Source organism: Pedobacter sp. R-06, assembly GCF_049913135.1.
Taxonomy (GTDB): domain Bacteria; phylum Bacteroidota; class Bacteroidia; order Sphingobacteriales; family Sphingobacteriaceae; genus Pedobacter.
In genome coordinates this window covers 3,112,610-3,130,058 of sequence record NZ_CP183977.1, presented here as the reverse complement: position 1 = coordinate 3,130,058, position 17,449 = coordinate 3,112,610, and the positions used below count along the sequence as shown (strand labels likewise).

12 protein-coding genes are annotated in these 17,449 nt (G+C 35.6%); 9 read left to right on the top strand and 3 right to left on the bottom strand.

Going from position 1 to position 17,449, the window contains the following annotated elements:
* The first annotated feature begins 142 nt into the window (after positions 1-142).
* From ACN9MR_RS12785 to ACN9MR_RS12755, 7 genes are all read left to right on the top strand, one after another.
* Complete coding sequence (locus ACN9MR_RS12785; protein ID WP_426330050.1) at positions 143-4,408, top strand: NACHT domain-containing protein; 4,266 nt, start codon at positions 143-145, stop codon at positions 4,406-4,408.
* A gap of 631 nt (positions 4,409-5,039) precedes the next feature.
* On the top strand, positions 5,040-8,657 hold the full coding sequence (locus ACN9MR_RS12780) for a hypothetical protein (protein WP_426330049.1): 3,618 nt from the start codon (positions 5,040-5,042) through the stop codon (positions 8,655-8,657).
* 23 nt (positions 8,658-8,680) lie between these two features.
* Positions 8,681-9,394 (top strand): hypothetical protein, encoded by a 714-nt coding sequence (locus tag ACN9MR_RS12775; protein WP_426330048.1) that lies wholly within the window; start codon positions 8,681-8,683, stop codon positions 9,392-9,394.
* Between the two features lie 264 nt (positions 9,395-9,658).
* Positions 9,659-10,444 carry a hypothetical protein gene (locus ACN9MR_RS12770; protein ID WP_426330047.1) on the top strand — a complete coding sequence of 262 codons (786 nt, stop codon included), beginning with the start codon at positions 9,659-9,661 and terminating at the stop codon, positions 10,442-10,444.
* 77 nt (positions 10,445-10,521) lie between these two features.
* Complete coding sequence (locus tag ACN9MR_RS12765) at positions 10,522-11,787, top strand: hypothetical protein (RefSeq protein ID WP_426330046.1); 1,266 nt, start codon at positions 10,522-10,524, stop codon at positions 11,785-11,787.
* 3 nt (positions 11,788-11,790) lie between these two features.
* Positions 11,791-12,672, top strand: a complete 882-nt coding sequence (locus tag ACN9MR_RS12760; RefSeq protein ID WP_426330045.1) for a hypothetical protein — start codon at positions 11,791-11,793, stop codon at positions 12,670-12,672.
* Between the two features lie 48 nt (positions 12,673-12,720).
* The gene (locus ACN9MR_RS12755; protein WP_426330044.1) at positions 12,721-13,287 is read left to right on the top strand and encodes a hypothetical protein; all 567 of its coding nucleotides are present in this window, start codon (positions 12,721-12,723) and stop codon (positions 13,285-13,287) included.
* Positions 13,288-13,298: 11 nt separating this feature from the next.
* Here the strand turns inward: ACN9MR_RS12755 and ACN9MR_RS12750 are convergent, their stop codons facing one another.
* Entirely contained in the window at positions 13,299-14,264 is a 966-nt protein-coding gene (locus ACN9MR_RS12750; RefSeq protein WP_426330043.1) for a DUF4238 domain-containing protein, read from the bottom strand.
* Positions 14,265-14,406: 142 nt separating this feature from the next.
* Positions 14,407-15,174, bottom strand: coding sequence for a hypothetical protein (locus tag ACN9MR_RS12745; protein ID WP_426330042.1), 768 nt, complete (start codon positions 15,172-15,174; stop codon positions 14,407-14,409).
* A 351-nt stretch (positions 15,175-15,525) separates the two neighbouring features.
* Here ACN9MR_RS12745 and ACN9MR_RS12740 point away from each other — a divergent pair, with 351 nt between their 5' ends.
* On the top strand, positions 15,526-16,155 hold the full coding sequence (locus ACN9MR_RS12740; protein WP_426330041.1) for a hypothetical protein: 630 nt from the start codon (positions 15,526-15,528) through the stop codon (positions 16,153-16,155).
* Between the two features lie 79 nt (positions 16,156-16,234).
* On the top strand, positions 16,235-16,513 hold the full coding sequence (locus ACN9MR_RS12735; RefSeq protein ID WP_426330040.1) for a helix-turn-helix domain-containing protein: 279 nt from the start codon (positions 16,235-16,237) through the stop codon (positions 16,511-16,513).
* A 393-nt stretch (positions 16,514-16,906) separates the two neighbouring features.
* Here the strand turns inward: ACN9MR_RS12735 and ACN9MR_RS12730 are convergent, their stop codons facing one another.
* Complete coding sequence (locus ACN9MR_RS12730) at positions 16,907-17,449, bottom strand: ORF6N domain-containing protein (RefSeq protein WP_426330039.1); 543 nt, start codon at positions 17,447-17,449, stop codon at positions 16,907-16,909.

The following is a 17,449-nucleotide window of genomic DNA, read 5'->3' as shown; positions in this document are numbered from 1 at the left end:
AATTTAGAACAAAAAATATGGTATCACCTCTGTCTATGTGATAAAGATATTGTCTGTTCATAAGTAGTAATGTTTAATTTTTTTAATTTCCATGCGATGCGTTTTTCAGCTAAAAGACTTAAGTTTACGCAAACGCATTCTCATGTTAAACACAAAGTTAATTAGGGTATTTGTTTCTTGTCCAGGAGATGTCAGTTCCGAGAAAGAAATTATAAAAAAGGTTTGCGAATCTTTAAACCATGGCTTATCCAAAAATAACCGAGGTATTATATTTGAAGTGCTGGACTTTAAGGACATTGTCGCAGCCTGGGGTGACCGGCCACAACAGGATATTAACACTCGCTTTTCAGGCTATGATATTTACATCGGACTCTTGTGGATGCGCTACGGTACACCATCCGGTGATTCGGATCCAATTACTGGGAAACCTTACGAATCTGGGACGGAAGAAGAGTTTCGAATTGCAAAGGCAAAATTTGAGGAAAAGCTTCCCATAGAGATTTACTTTCTATTTAAAGACCCTAGGGCTTCATCAAATCTAGCTGAAACGAAGCAATTGCTTAAGGTTCAAGAATTTAAGGAAGAAATCCAAACAAATGGTTGGGTGAGCAATTTTCCAAACACTCTGGACACGACAGATTTCAATAATAAAATTCACGGTATCTTAAACGATTGGATATATAAAATTGAGCATGAGGAAATGTCTGAGCAAAAAACAGCTTTTACTGCAGAAATCAAATCAAAGGAAAAAACTGATAAACCCATAGTTCTGCTTAATTTTTTTAAATCAGCACCTGCTCACCAGAACATCATCAAAAGAACGCTGATCGCATTTGATCCAGAGGCTGATCCAATGAAGATTTTTTACAGCGAAGCCTCAAGAGAGACACTTTCATCACTTGTTGAGAAACAAAGTAGAATTGTTTTATTAGGAAATGCAGGGGCAGGAAAATCAACTGAACTAGCAAATATGGTACATCATTTTTCTGATGGCAAATCTACTTTGATACCTGTCTTCAAAAGAATGAATACTTATGTAGATGAAAATATTGAAGATTTTCTTCCCGCAGACTGGGATCAAATTCCTGAAAATATCGCTTTAGTGGTTTTAGACGGACTGGACGAAGTTCAGCCTATTCACTTTAACACTTTGGTTAGAAAAATTTCCACTTTTTCAGATAAGTTTCCCAAACTTAAGATGGTTGTGTCCTGCAGGACTAACTTTTATGAATTCCCTTCGAACAATTCCTCCGGAACGCTTTCTGATTTTAATGTCTACTTAATTAATGAAATTGAGCTGCAAAACATTCCTAGTTATGCAAAGGATGAATTTTCGGTTGACGGCGAAGCTTTTGTTTTTGAAGCTTATAATGAGGGCTATAGGGATCTTATTCAACAGCCATTTTTTCTGAAAATGTTACTTGAAAAATATGTCCAACAAGGCAATCTGAATATAAGAAAAGTGGAGCTATTGAATGAATTCGTAGAAAGGCGATTTGATTTTGATCAGAACCATTTTAAATCTACGACCCCACTTAAAGAAAAAAAGCCTTATATCATTGGGCTGCTAAAAAAGGTAGCCTTGACTTTGGAATATATGGGTAAAAATTACTTGAGTTATGAGCAACTTCAGGAAATTTTTCGAAACCCGGATGACTTGGAACTTATAAAGTTCTCAACCGCATTTCGCAATTTCGAGTCTGACCCGACTAAATGGGGGTTTGAGCATAACAACATCCAGGAATTTTTAGCGGCAAGCGCCCTATTGGAAATGGATATTGCCCAGATTAAGGGATTGATTTCGCTAAATGGTATACGCATCAAGCCGAGCTGGGTAAACACTCTGTTTTTTCTGATGAGTATTTTAGATGATCAGAAACGGACAGCATTAATAAATTGGATACTTTTAATGGAGCCAGAAATACTGGTTAAAATAGAACCAGATAAAATAAACGCTGAAACACGATTTGCTATTTTTAAGAACATCTTCAATCACTACAAAACGCAAGGTGTATGGCTGAGATCCAACAAGTTCAGTAACCGTGAGCTAGCAAGGTTTGCCATGCCGGAAGATACAAATGCTTTTTTGGTTGAAGAGCTCTCAAATCCAAAAAATACTAGGCACAACAGATTAAATGCTCTTGATCTGCTTAAAAATCAGCAGCTCGGAGAGAATGAGACTCGTAATTCAAAAAAAGCCATTTTAAATTTCATCTTTGAAAACTCTGAAGATGGCCACGCATTCAATGCTGGCGCATACGCTCTGGTAATGATGGGATTGGCAGATGATGAGGTTATCGGGCGATTGATGGAAACGTTTGGCTCTCGAAATAATCAGTACATAAGGTCGGGTATGTATAAGCTTATCAATAAAGTAAAGCTTCATAGTAAATATATTGAATACCTTATTCAGGGGATTGGAATTTCAGATAATGATCAGGATCGTGAAAAGGTGAATCTTATGGATGAAAGTATGCAGTTGGATGAGTCACTATCTGCACCCCTTGACATTGATGCTCTAAAGAAACTTATAGCTTTTTTTGCAGATGTAGAAAACAGAAGGCTCTACCGATACCATGAACGACACGAAATTATCAGGAGCATTGTTACCCGTGCTTCAGCCCTATACAGCCAACACCCTGAACTTTATGAACTTTTGTTTAATCTGTTCATAAAATATGCAAAAGGTCAGGAAAATATCTCGGGAATTATTAGCGATTTTTTCGTTAAGACTGGAACACGTTTGGTTGTTTTTAAAGAGATATTTGCTAGCACAGAGATCGGAGCGTATCAAAAAAGTATTCTTTACCGACAACTCCTAGATAAAACTACTGTGGATTATGTAATAGAAGAATTCCTTGGGCATAATATTACAAATAAAAATCTGCTGCAATTTTACGAAGAAGTGAAATGGATGGGCAACAAAGCTATTGGAGACGAGCTTCATTATTTGGAGGAACAAATCAATGCACATTCCGATTTACTCAACAATAAAACTAAAGAAAACTTAGAAGACTTTCGCAAATTGTATGAGCAAAAAAATGTAGACTTATACTTTTCCATTGAGGATTTTAGAAATGAAATTCTCTTATTTTTTAAAAAAAACAACCTAACGGAACTTGCTTGGGATGAGCTTTTTAGTTATAAAAGATATGATATTCGGGATGAGAATGAAATCAGGGATCCGGTCTTTGATTTTTTAGTTGACCTATCCCGAAACTCGCAGTTTATATCACTCGAGCGGGTCATTGCCTTCATGGACCAAACTGAAAAATTTCAAGATTATCTTTTTGCAAAGTTTAAAGATAAATTGACAAGTAATCCTAAAATTGTCCCTAACCCAGCCCAACAAAACCATTTAGAGGCCTGGGTTAAGGACAGGTCTTTAAAGGCCAATATAAAAGAATCAATTAAGGTCAACCAGCTTGACCGTGATCGTATCAATTATGACCCAAAGGTACAGACACTCTGGTATTTTATTGAAAAGTTCGATATTGAAATTGGAAAGGATAAAATCCTCGATTTCACGACCTATGATGACTTCCGCCGAAATACTTCTGAAAATTTTGATTTTGAAACTATAGAAAAACAGGTTGGAAAAGAACAGGTTGAAAAGCGCATCATTGGTAATTTAAAGACCGGAATTGAATATGATACTTCATGGAAAAACAATGCCCTTTATGCAATAAACCATAAGCTTGTTTCCAGTTATTCTTACATTTTAAAAGAGTTGCATAACAACCAGAGAAGTGAATATTACCGCAAAGAAGTCCTTGAACTTTACGCCAAAGAAGCTAATGACTTAAGGGGGCTTTACGCCGTCTTAGATGCTGTGGGGAAGAATAATTTACGCTGGACACTGGTTCGCCTGATTTTAGAAAAAGAACCAGAGAGTCAGGAAATCTTAAATTTTCTACATGGGGTATTGAAGAATAATGATGAAATAGACACAGAGAAATTCCTGTCATCACAGCAGTTAACAAACCTTAAAGACCGATTTGGGACAGAATATTATCTAGATTACCTGATTAATAATAATGGGGACATGACACTGGATTATTATTATGATGCGGCTTTTTTACGTAGCATACTCGATCCGTATTATGTTCCGAAACTGATGGAACTCCTTAAAATTGCTAAAACTGATAAGGCACACGATGACTTTAACAGGTTAGAACCCTTGGTAACCGAGACGCTGATGAATATAGCCCTTACTAACGAGGATAACCTACTTACTGTAAAATCGGCGTTGCTGGAATTCATAGAAAAAAATACCGGAAAAATCGAATATGTAAACTTTTTATATCCCTTCATTGACCGTATTGAGTATCAATTTTACCTCAGTGCATCCCAGACTGATGATATAAAGCACGCACTCAGAGAGGTTGAAAAAATATTAAAAGAATGAGGCAAAATCAAAAAAGATGCATTCTTCAGCGAACTATATGGGTGGTTAAAAATGGTCAAATTTATAGTTATGAAAGTATCCAGGTAACTGATAAAATCAATATTATCTAATTAATAATTGTCATTTAACTTAATCTGAAAAAATAAAGGCTATCGAATGTGCAGTTAAATCTATCAATTGTAATGACTCCCTGATCCAAGTAGTGTGGTTTGAGAATGTTGCTGAAAATGACTGTTGGAATGCAGAAAATCACTCGCTATTCAACAAACAAAATTTATGATAGAACTTATTGTCTTTAACCTGCCAAGTAACGTTTGATAATAAGAATTGATCTGAGCTTGATTTAGACTTTGCATTAAGTGCAATATATTAATATCATTTCAGCTTGTAAAACTTAATATTCCCCATGCTGGAAATAAAAAGGGGTGGCTTCTTTTGTCTATTGCCTATGTTTAATTATTAGTTTATTTTTGGATTGAAGGATACTATTGCTTCATCCATTATGCTCTCATTTATATTGTTGCTATGTATTGGGTTACTCTTTTTATTGCTCAATATCCGATACTGGAAAATCACAATTGCAGCTTTTCGAAACCTTCGGTTATCTTTTAAAAAATGGTTTTATTTTCTTTTGGATGCCTTTATTGGGAAGCTTCAAAAACTAAGGAAGAAATTATACTTTGGAATTGATTCAAAAAGTGGCGAACTTTTCGAATCGCTAACGCCAATCGAGGATGGCGATGATGATGATATTTACGACAAGGCGCTAAGTTTTTCACTGCTGGATAAGGACATCAAGAATATCGCTTTGACCGGCCCTTACGGTTCAGGGAAGAGCACAATTCTAAGAACTTTTCAGAAGAACCATAAGGAATTCAGGTATTTGAACATATCGCTGGCATCGTTTAAAGTTCATAAGGATGATGATGAGCCTAATAATGAGCTGATTGAGGTCAGTATTTTGCAACAGATTTTTTATCATGTAAAACACAGTGCAATTCCTGATTCCAGGTTTAAGCGGATAAGAAAGGCCTCCAAGATGAATTTATTGCTGAAAGCCGCTTTGTTGATCCTGTGTGGCCTTTGTTTTTTTTATCTGACCAAGGATAAACCGTTACCTGCAATACCTGAATCAACGGCCTTTTTGAAGAGTATCCGGTCATACTTGTTGATAGCAGCACTGATAATTTTAAGTACTGGAAGTTTATACCTGGTCTACACAATTTTTAAGCTATACAACAATTCAAAGTTCAACAAGGTTAATCTTACCAGCGGAGAGATCGAACTTTCAGATCATTCAGATGCCTCGGTTTTGAATAAACACCTGGACGAAATCCTGTATTTTTTTGAAGTTACGCCCTACGATGTTGTGATCATAGAAGACCTGGACCGTTTTCAAAATCCTGAGATATTTACCAAACTTAGGGAGATCAATAACCTGATAAACAACTCAAAACAGGTAGAAAGAAGGATCGCATTTATCTATGCGCTTAAGGACGATATTTTTTCCGACGAAAAAAGGACGAAATTTTTTGATTTCGTGATACCAGTAATCCCGGTTATCAATTCGTCCAATTCTGAGGCCAAACTGCTCGAACGCCTTAAAACAGCTGAGGTCTTCCCTGCACTTTCAAGAGAATTTGTTTCTGAAATCGCCCTTTATATCAACGATATGAGGCTTTTGAAAAATGTGTTCAATGAGTTTATTCTGTATAAGGCCAAACTGGGTACATTTGAGCTGGACCCTAATAATCTTTTGGCCACGATATTATATAAGAATCTTTATCCTACTGATTTTGCAGATTTAAATAAGGGTGAAGGCCAGGTATTTGAATTTTTTGCCAAGAAGCCAGATTTTATTAAACAGATTACAAAGGCCAAACGGGATAGATTAGCATTTATAGAAAAAAAACAATCAGATTTAGAGGTTTCAGTGCTCAAAGATAAATTTGAACTACGATCGCTTTATATTGCAAAGTTATTTGAGGTATTGCCGAACAACTCTTACAAACATGTTTACCTTGGTGCCAATCAAGTAAGTATCGAAGAGCTAAATACGGATGAAAATTTTGCTAAACTGAAATTAGAAAACAGCCTTACCTATCAGTCTGTTAATGGGTACGGAAGACATAGCAGTGGTCAAAGTTTTAAATCAATTGCGCAGTTAGTTGATAAAACCCAAAGTTATGACCAAAGGGAGCAACAGATTGCGAGCCGGGAGGAATATTTTTCGGAGCAGACCAAAAAAGAGGCAGAGAGCATAAGGGCCGAGTTACTGGAGATTTCTATACAACCATTTAGTAAGATTATTGCCGATTTACCAGATAGTGAGTTAGAACACTCGATAAAAGGGTCCGCTATTCTATTGTTCTTCATTAGAAATGGCTATATCAATGAGGACTACCATGATTACACTTCTCACTTTTATGAGGGTAATTTAAGCCGAAAAGATAAAGTTTTCTTACTTGGTGTCAAGAATCATAAAGCTCAGAATGCAGATTATACACTCGACAATCCCGCTAACGTTATCGAAGAAATTAAGCTGGTGGAATTTGCTCAATATGACGTGTTGAATTACTCTTTGCTGGATAGTCTATTACAGTCCAAAGATAAACATAAGGACAAATTAGAGGCTTTTTTAAAGCTTATCATTTCGAACACAACTGTTGCCGGCCAGTTTAGGGACAGTTACTTGGAGAAAGGCAAACAGGTGCCAAAATTTGTAAATGCGCTCTTTGCCCAATGGACAGGATTTTGGGATTATGTAATGATTGAATCGGGATTTTCTGATGAGAAAAAACTACAGTATCTGAAATTGATTTTGGATCACGCAGACTTGGATACAATTAAATCTATCAATTCAAAAGGCGCTTTGGGATTGTTTATCTCAAAGGAAAAAGGATTCCTGACCGTCATGCAACAGTTAGAATCGGCTGATAAAATCAAAACCGTTTTAAAATTGTTGGATGTTAAGTTTGATGATCTTGATATCACTAAGGGCCAGGATGAATATTTCGAAGTGGTATACGAAAATGATTTTTATCAGCTTAATGCCGGGATTATCCACAAAGTGCTTCATTTCAAAGAGATTGAAACTGAAACGGCAAGTGATGGGTTTAATAAAGCCAATTATACCACGATCCAAAACAGCGGATTGGTTAAACTTCAGCAGTACGTAGAACGCAATATAAACGATTATATCGAAGACGTGTTTTTATCCTTGGGAACAAACAAAGATGAATCGGCAGAAAACCTGATTACCCTGTATCAAAATGACGATATTGACTTGGATAACAGGTCTGCAATTATTCAAGCCCAGAACACGATGATAGAAGATTTTGAGGACGTAGAGGAGCATTTCTGGACTGATATAATGAAAGCGAAGAAAATTAGTCCGAAATGGACGAACCTTTACCCTTACTACCAGAAAATTGGTGGGCTGGATTTGCATCTGGTGAGCTTTTTAAATGTAAAGGAGAATTTTGAAGCCTTATCTATATTGCGCGTTACGGACTTGGAAGGTGAAGGAGATGAGATAGAGAAATTTGCACTTGCGATTGCAACCAATGATACGGTAAGCGTAGAGAGTTTTAAGTCTTTGATTTCCAGTTTTGGTTACGAGTTTGATGATTTAGATGTTTCGAAAGTTCATCCAGAAAAGGTTAGCACTATGATTGAGCATAGGTTTCTGTTGTATTCCTTCGTCAATTACAATATGCTAAAAACAAGTTTTAACGGTAAAAACATCAGTTTGGGAGAACAGGTTCCCGAAGAATTCATAGCAGATTTTAGAAGCCGGGGTTTTGATGCAAATGACTTTTTGCTTGTGCTAAAATCTAAAGTATTCTCCTATGATCAAAAAATAACGGTTCTGAAAGAAATAACTGCAGATATGCTCACCGGGAATGAAGACCTGAAAGCCGAGATGATAGGCCTATTGCTTACCCAATATGAGGAAATTATTTATTCAGTAATAAAGGAGTTGTTGGCTGCAGATCAGGATATAGAAAAAAAGGTGAGTCTATTGAACTTATATTTAAGTCACTTTAGTCCTGAGCAGATCACAGGTGCGCTTAGGGCACTGGGAGGAAAATATGCAGAGGTTGCCGACAGAAGTGAACCTAGATTAGATCTCAACGACGCAAATAAGGAACTTGGAAAGATACTCCATGGGATACGTTATATTTCAAGCGTCACCATCAAAGATGATTTTGTGAAGTTAAACCACTTTAGAAGTGGTGGTGAGTAGTTATTTTAATAATTTCAATATAAATGGGGATAGATGTAAATAAATTTTTAGATAAGAGAAACATTCCTATATGGGATGCGGTGAGTCAGTCATTTGAAATTAAAATTGCACCATCATTAAACAATGAGTATAGTTGCTATTCGAAAAACTCAGAAGCGACAATCTATGTGGATGCTAAAAATATATGCGTTGCATCCTTTACCCATGAGTTATTGCATCTTTACTTAAAAGTAAAAGGTATTTTCATAGGAGCAGGCTTTTCAAATCAGGTAGCTGCAAGTAGAACCTTAAGCAGGATTTTTAGCGGAGCACTGTTGGATCACATCGGTAACTGTCTCGATCACATAAAAATGTTTGAGATTTATGATGCCCTCGGCTTTGATAGTACAAAATTTATATTAGACTTCGATAGTCACAAATGCTCAAATTCTGAAGTATCAAATTTAAAGAAAAACTATAAGAAAGGAAATAACTACAATACTGTTGCTGTCGACTTTTATATTGGGAAATTTATAGCCATCCACGCAGACTTCAACGATGATCTGGACTATGACAGTTGCTTAACTGAATTAAAAAGACTTGATCCTGGATTGTATAATGTGTTAGAAAGTTTTATTATCGAATGGGAGGAATTCGATATAGAAAGCACTGATTTATTAACAAATAGCTACCATATGGTGTTACACCGTTTTTATGAGGATTTAAAGTTGTGGCTCGGAGGAAAACAGTTTGTGTAGTTATCTGTGTTAGTTGATGTTCCCACTACAGGCAAATTTGATTATTAAATCTTAAAAGGTGTATCTAAAAGAATAAAAAGAAAAAATGTTTGATGATTTTATACGGAAGTCCAAATGGATTGAGAAGAACAAATTGCAAGTTCCAATAGGCATTGATGGTGGTATCAATTTATTTAGAGTGTACCCGAATAAAGATTGTCTCTATATCTCAGAGAATGAGGCTAGGACGTATAATAACTGCAATGGTAACCTGATAAACCGGACATGGAACAGTTAGACCAAACCGAAAAAAGAAGTTCAAAGCGGGTTGGGGAGATGGTTTTGACCTTTGCAAGCCTAATTACCGACATATTGGAAAATGATGTCCTTGAAGGCACTGCTTATCAAAAGGATCCAGGCCATTTTTACTATACAGTGCTTCATAAACTCCGCAATGTTTTGGATGCTTCAAGTTTCTTGATCGCAAATCTTGATGGTAAACCCCATTATACCGATTCAACTTATCTTCTATTGCGAACATGCTTATTTGATGTCGCAAATCTATATTTTGTCCTTGATAAATCTGAGGAAAAAGAGATTGAACAGAGTCGTATTGACAGGATTATGTTCGACCACGTGAGGGCAATCTACAATAGTGCGAAAGGTGACGAGGAGGAAAGGACGGCGGTTAGGGAAGCATATCCCGATTGTTTTAATGGAGATAAATTTAAAAAGGAGATATTACCCGTCAATATAATTATAACCCTGAATGAAATTGATAGCCCCTCGCTGAAGAATGAGATGGACTTTATAATTCATTACTACAACATCTTTTCGAAAATAGAACATAATGGTACGTTGTCATTCGATATCCTTCATGCCCCTTACTATCCACTAGGTAAAATACGGGCAACAAGTAGGATTTACGCTGCAATTGGAACCATTATGAAAGGCATTGTAGTTTTAATTCGCCATGTGTGGATTCATCATGAAGATAAAAGGGTGGAGACAATGCAGGCATTTATGGCCGATATATTGGAAATTGAGTGGCCTGAACTAAATCAACTATAGGGTTGGCCAATATGTATTTTTTAAAAGATTTTCTTTGGCTGGGCAAATAGGTTGCGCATTAACATTAATTTAGGAAAATGGAAACACCTGAAGCACACAATATAGAATATAATAGTACGTATATCAGCATGAACCTGATTGATGAACTTGATTATTTTCTGGGGGGATATGGTAAGCCAAATGTAGAGTTTATATTTTCCTTAAATACTTTTGTTGAATCTTTTATCGCATGTTCGGGTTTTTACACATCCCTTAATGAGCTTAATCATATCAATCTGACCTCGCCAGCTATTTTTCCAAATGGAAGGCCAATCCTAAAGATGATTGTGAGAGAAACCGGATTGCGATTTGTCAATGGGGTAATTGATAAACCCGCCCGGTCTATATATTCCGACTTTAATATCAATAGTACCAGAAAGGAAGCACAACAAAAATTCATCTCAAGTCTTAATAAAAACGAACTTGACCACTATTTTATCCAAAGTAATATCGCTGTAAGCAGGGAAAATATACCGCTATTAACTTCGAAGTTTGAGAACGGAGAATTTAGCGTTTCTGAATTGCTGGGTACTTCACAGGAATTGGTTTCTAATTTACTGAGCGTATCACGTCATAACAATATACAGACAACCCTGCCCATATATCTTTTCAATCAACAGATTAACGAACTTACCAAAACACCATATTCCATTACCGCGCTGGATACGGTAGCAAAACTCTATGATGAAAAGGTAGATGGCCTTAAGAAAAGCTTGGGCTATAGATATCTGCCTATTCCACCTTTTACCAATATCCTCCTCAGCCAGCTCCGCTCTGTTTCGGAAATACCCGATAAACTTGTGCAGCTCCGGGCCGATTACCAGGAATTAAGGTCGCAGTTTGTTCAGCTTGAAGTTAACATACATGAATCAGCCAGTATGAAGGCCCAATCTGGTGCCTACGATAAATTCCTGGAATTCTGGACAGTATTTAACAAGAAATATGTCGGTAAAAACACTAGGATTTTTTATGGTGCTTTAGATCTTGGAGCGGGTGGCGATTTTGACCAAGCCGCAAATAAGTTTATTGAGAAAGGAAGTGTTTCAGATAGCTTATCAGATTTAAATTGGGGAAAGATTGCCGGAAATGTAGCAAAGGGCGCATATAATTGGTATGGAGATAAAAAAGCGATCAAAAGATTTAAAGGCTTGACCAATATTTGGGAGTTATTTGATAATAGCACAGGTATTTCGCAGCAACTTCAGCATTTCGAAAGACTTTTTGGGGTAAAATACAGTATTGGTGAAGTCAACGCCGTTCATGATTTCATAAGGACACAATTTTTGGACATCAGAAAAAGTTAAAAAATGGCATATTTCAACAAAAAAGAATCAACTGGAATATTCGAAAATGATAATGGTGTCTACCGTGAATATAAGGATGATATTGGCAATGGCTCTATAAACAGTATAACGCAAGCACTAGGCTATCATACAGACGAAGTTTATTCGTATTTCGTGCCTGACGGGCACTCAGATAAAATAAGTGTGATTATACTGGAGATATTTAGCCGGAACATCATTTTTGTAACCACCAATAAAAACGTAACTTTTATTGTCACCAAAGATATCCGGAAGGCAATGTCAGGTTTTTCATTTGACTATGAATTTAAACCCAATAATATTGAACAAATATTAACTACCGGTATAGATAATGAAAGTTTACGGATTGGCTTTCTCGCTGAAGTTCTTGATATCAAAAATACTGATAATTATGGCTTTTTTTATGCCAAGAAAATCAAAACCTATCTTCAGATTACTGATGGGATTTTGACTGATTTTCAGTATGATGACGGTTTTAGTACATGGGCCAGGGAGTTAAGGGAAGTTAATAGTACGATATTTAATTTAATTGTTGCGACGGCTAAAAAGTTTCGACCATTTGATACTTTTTTGATGAACAAAGAAATCAACTTGCAATCAGAAGCGTGGGGTAAGGTTCCATACGCGGCTCGAAATGAATTTGCCTCTTTGCATATAAACGATCTTGGCTCAATAAACTTTTATATGATTATGGTCTGCCATTATAATGAAAACATCACAGAAGAGGAATTCGTGCATATAAATTTTGGTAGGTATCACTTGGACAAATCTTGGGAAGGAACTGGCCGAAAATACGACTACGGCCGTTTCTCATTTCAATTCGATACAGATGGTCAATTGTTGGATTATACTGGGCCACGAGTGTAAGCAAAGAAAAGCTAAATATTTAGTAACTTATTTAAATATTTTATCAAAGTGGACAAAACAGAATCCGAAATTGACCTTTTAATTAAGGAAAATCAGAGACATATAGAAAGGTTAAATAAAATGATACTGAACCTACATTCAGTGGCAAACATTCGCTTTTGGTATTGGTCTTTGGGCAACTTTTCAAAATCCAGTAATATACATAAAGATCTTATGAATATGGATGCTCTCACAACAAGCATCGTTATTTCATACGGACGATTGTTTGCTGGAGGAAACGGAAGTATCAAGTTAAAAGACGATATTATCCCAGACTCTTTCAAGTTAGTACATGATGCGATTATTGATCTCAGAAACCAAAAATATGCACATCATGGGGGTCATCGATCTATTGAATCAGTCATTAAAATTGAATATATCGACTCAACCTTAAGTATATTTCCTACTATGAATTTAGATATTTGTTTTGGGGCACCGAAAGAATGGGCATCTCTATTCGAATGGCTGGATAATTTTATGTATGCAAATATCGATAAACAATTATTTTTCCTCACTCGGAAAACTGGTATTGAATGGAAAATTCCTCATGGAGATGCCCCAGAATGGGTAGTGTAATTATTCGAACTTTAATATGCACGATTTCGAGTAGCTAAGTGATCTAACAGTTGCCGATTATTTGAGATTGCCAAGCCGTTCATTGTTTGGATTATAATATTGTTGATTTGAATTATGGACTGAAAATCAATAGCTTTCATGCTAATTTTTTTTACACTGGAATCATAGAAAAAGTCCACATCGATTGTGGTTCCGTCAATGATTAAGCAATGGTTAGGTGACAATGGAAAATAAAAGGTAAAATCTTCATTAAATTTCGTATTAAATATTCCCGGTTTTTGCTTGCTTACACTTGCACCTGGATTATCTGTCGTTAAAAAGTTATTACCTGGTAATTTTGAAATAGCAATTGTCCAGGGGTGTTTCCGTAGTGCATCTTTTAGCATTGTTGATGTTTTTCTATCGTTTTCTCTCTTAATCAAAGAGGATAATTGTATATTTCGTTCAAAATTTTCTCCATTGTATTTTTTGTCCATAACGAACTCTAATATGGAATTTTTTAGTAAAGTAGGAATCTTTCTAAATCTTTCATGATAATAATTGTCATGTTGCAGCTGTTCTTTTGCTATATCGATTAAACGAGTCCCATTATTCTTGAGATCATTGTTCCTATAGTATGGATTTCTAATTTTCATCTGAATTATAAAATCTGCAAATGCGTCGCACTCATTGCTTGTCAACTTTAATTTTTCGACTAGGGAATTATATAAAGTTCTGGCATATTGGTTCTCCAATCTTTTAAAAGTTTCGTTTTCTATATGCTCCTCATCCAGATTTGCGTATTCTGGATTTCTATTTTTAAAATCCTCGTCTAAGTTGTAAAAATATTTGTCACGACATATTTGTGCTGACACCTTAGAGCTAAGAAAGTCTGAATACCCCTTATGGAGTTTTTCGAAATCTAAAACCCATAACTTATCGTTATCATAAAATTTCTTTAAATAACTCTGCGGTACGTAATGTTGCGCAACCTTCATAATATATTGTTTTAATTCCCACTTTTTTTAAGATTTGATAGGCCAAAAGATAAATCAGTATAAGAAATAAATGTCCTATCAAGACACTTATTTCCTATAAGTGACCATCCTTTCTTTAGAAGCTTTTCACTAATTTAAATAATTAAGATGTCTGCTTCCCATATTCTAATAAATCTATATGAACCGAAGTGGATTTATATTTTCCGGATCTCATGCTTTCAATAAATTCTTCTTTAGATATACCAAATGCACTTGATATGTAATGAAAATGTGCTTGACCCTCTTTCCAATTTTCTTTTCCTCCGATACTATTGTATGTTACAAAAAAGCAATGCCATAGATCATCATTTTCAAAAAAATGGGAAACAATTACTTTTCTGTGTTCGATGACATTTTTTAATTCGCCATCGCTTAAATCTGTTTCCCCAACCTTTTCGATCGTACCATCTTCTTTCATCCTGAACATTTTTGGTAACTTTTTTCCCTCTAATCCTGCAGGTAGATTTTTGAATAAATACTTACTATATAACAATCCAAAATCAGAGTAAGATTTGAAAATGAGTGACATTAATTCATCAGGATTAAACTTTACTCCTTTAAGTAAATTAATTTGGTCTTTTTTCCGGCTTGTTTTTAAAAGTTCTAGTAATTTTCCATCAACCTCAGTCTTTTCAAATACTTCAAAAAATTCATCTAAGCCAATTTTAGCGTTTTTGAGATAGAAATCCTTACTTACCATGGAAGCTAAAAAGGGATCTTTAGCACTTAACAAGTCATGAAAGACAATTGCTCTTTTTTCAAGTTCAGCTGATTTATAAAACTCAATTGGGTTTACTTTTTCTACTTTATCAGTAGAAAAGACACGGGTAAATCCCTGTCCATTTTCATCAAATATTTTTTCTGTATGCATATTTTATTATTGTCGAAGCGATGATATACTATGGGGTTTATGATTAAGAATATCGGTAAATTAATTTTCTTTTTTCTTAATTGGAAAATCTTGTAGATCATTTCAACGAAAACGGCAAAAAAGGCCGTGAATCTCGTGCGCTCCGCTCACGCAGCGTGCATAATGTTCCGGCAGGTCGGAACACCCTCCGATGAGAATAATTTGGATTATCTCCAAAATACCCTGAAATACCTGGGCTTTGGAGAATCACTTTCAGAGAAGCTTAAGGCAGCTATAACGAAAGAGTTGCCAGAGTTTTCCTTAAATTTTGAAAACCTGCAAACAGCTCCAAATGCGAAGGATAAACCTGAATTGGCAGATACAGTTTCTTATATTCTCGATTTTTCAAAGAGTAAAGAAACAGATATGTATTTTTTTAATAAATATCAGGCTTCCCTTCAAAAACCAGGGCAAGATGCCAGGCTCAAACAGACCTTTTATATTAATAAAGGAAAAGGAGTTACCGCCAAAGAAAGTTATAATTTGCTTTCCGGGCGAGCTGTAAATAAGGATGTCGTTTTAAAAAGTGGGGAAAAAGCAAACCTTTGGCTTAAGCTGGATTTTGCCGAACATTCTCCAGAAAAAGGATATTCTTTGAATAGTTATGGGCAGCAGTATGGATTCGATCTAAAGGAAGTTGTTGATAAATTCAAAATCCAGGAAATGGAAAAACCGGGATTCAGGGATCAGTTATTAAAAAGCCTTGAACGTGGAAATCTGCATGAGGTTTCATTTATGAAGAATGGAAAAGAAACAACCGGTTTTGTAACGGCCAATCCACAATTCAAAACATTAGATTTCTACGACCGTGATTTGGGACAGGTCTACAGTAAAGCTGTTGACCGCCGTGAGCCGTTGCTAAAGGAGGAAAAAGAAAAAGAACAAGCAATTGCGAGTGAGATGGAGCCTCAGGTGGAAGAAAAAAAAGGACGGGGTAGATAGTTTGTGGAGCACATTTTTGTAATCCAGGGGACTTCGGTCCCCTGTTTTTGTGTGGGCCATTTTTTAAAGTAGATGAAGTATGAGCATAGAAATATTGACAAGAGAAGATCTGTACAACTTTGGGAATTTTTTGATTGAAGAGATCAAAAAGATAGTGACTATTCAGAAGCCTGTCAAAAAGAGGTTTTTGAAAGGATACGAGGTAAGAAAAATATTGGGAATATCTCAGGGAACTTTACAGAACCTAAGATTAAACAGGACACTTCCATATTCAAGGATTGGAAGTATTTATTATTATGATGCCAACATAGTTGAAAATTTAATGGCTGGAAAAAATGAGAGGCATGGGATAAAATGAGACCGGAAAAAAAAATTAGAGTTCATGGAAAGTTTAAACAGATTGTCCATTTGATTAATTCAGATAACCGTGTTTCCTCTACTGAAATGGCATTATTATATGGACTAATTATTTTCTATGTCAGAGGAAAATTTCATTCTAATTTTCAAGTTTCACGTAGTGGACTAATGCAAATAAGCAAAATATCCTCAACGCGTACGTATCACAAGAGTATCAACAATTTAATAACATTGGGTTACATTGAATATCATCCATCATATCATCCAAAATTGGGAAGTATGGTTTCATGGGTCAATACCCTGCAGGGAAGTCCTCCTAATAACATTCAGGATATTGAGTGGCATTAGTATACAAAAAAGGCGACGGATAATTTATCCGTCGCCTTTTTTGTATTTAAATTATATCTGGTTTAAAACCTATTCTCTGCCTTGGCTGAGGTTCTTGAGTTGTAGCGGTCGAAGTTAGTTCATCGAGATATCTGAATAATACTTCTAAATTTAGATCATGGCTGTCCAATCTGTTTTTGATTCTTTCAATATCTTCTTTTAATGATCTATTCTCCATTATTTGAGATCTGATTTTTGTGAAAATTCTGATAATTTCAATGTTTACCTGTATGGCTTTCTCACTATTAAGAATACTTGAAAGCATTGCTACACCTTGTTCGGTAAACGCAATTATTCCATACTTCGAATGCATTCCACGTTTTAAGGTGCCAAATTGGCTCCTTAAAGCTTTTAGCTCTTCATCGTTTAGTTCAAACATAAAGTCTTCAGGAAATCTTGAAGCATTTCTTCTAACCTGGCGTTTCAATTGCTTGGTCTCTACCTCATATAATGATGCCAGATCGGTGTCCAGCATAACCTTCACACCACGAAAATGAAATATTTTTTCAATGATGTTTTCTATTGTTGGTATTTTATCAATTGTTATCAT

Coding starts and splice junctions, on each gene's coding strand:
- ACN9MR_RS12785 (WP_426330050.1), top strand. CDS start 143: ATGTTAAACACAAAGTTAATTAGGGTATTTGTTTCTTGTCCAGGAGAT.
- ACN9MR_RS12775 (WP_426330048.1), top strand. CDS start 8,681: ATGGGGATAGATGTAAATAAATTTTTAGATAAGAGAAACATTCCTATA.
- ACN9MR_RS12770 (WP_426330047.1), top strand. CDS start 9,659: ATGGAACAGTTAGACCAAACCGAAAAAAGAAGTTCAAAGCGGGTTGGG.
- ACN9MR_RS12765 (WP_426330046.1), top strand. CDS start 10,522: ATGGAAACACCTGAAGCACACAATATAGAATATAATAGTACGTATATC.
- ACN9MR_RS12760 (WP_426330045.1), top strand. CDS start 11,791: ATGGCATATTTCAACAAAAAAGAATCAACTGGAATATTCGAAAATGAT.
- ACN9MR_RS12750 (WP_426330043.1), bottom strand. CDS start 14,264: ATGAAGGTTGCGCAACATTACGTACCGCAGAGTTATTTAAAGAAATTT.
- ACN9MR_RS12745 (WP_426330042.1), bottom strand. CDS start 15,174: ATGCATACAGAAAAAATATTTGATGAAAATGGACAGGGATTTACCCGT.
- ACN9MR_RS12735 (WP_426330040.1), top strand. CDS start 16,235: ATGAGCATAGAAATATTGACAAGAGAAGATCTGTACAACTTTGGGAAT.
- ACN9MR_RS12730 (WP_426330039.1), bottom strand. CDS start 17,449: ATGATAACAATTGATAAAATACCAACAATAGAAAACATCATTGAAAAA.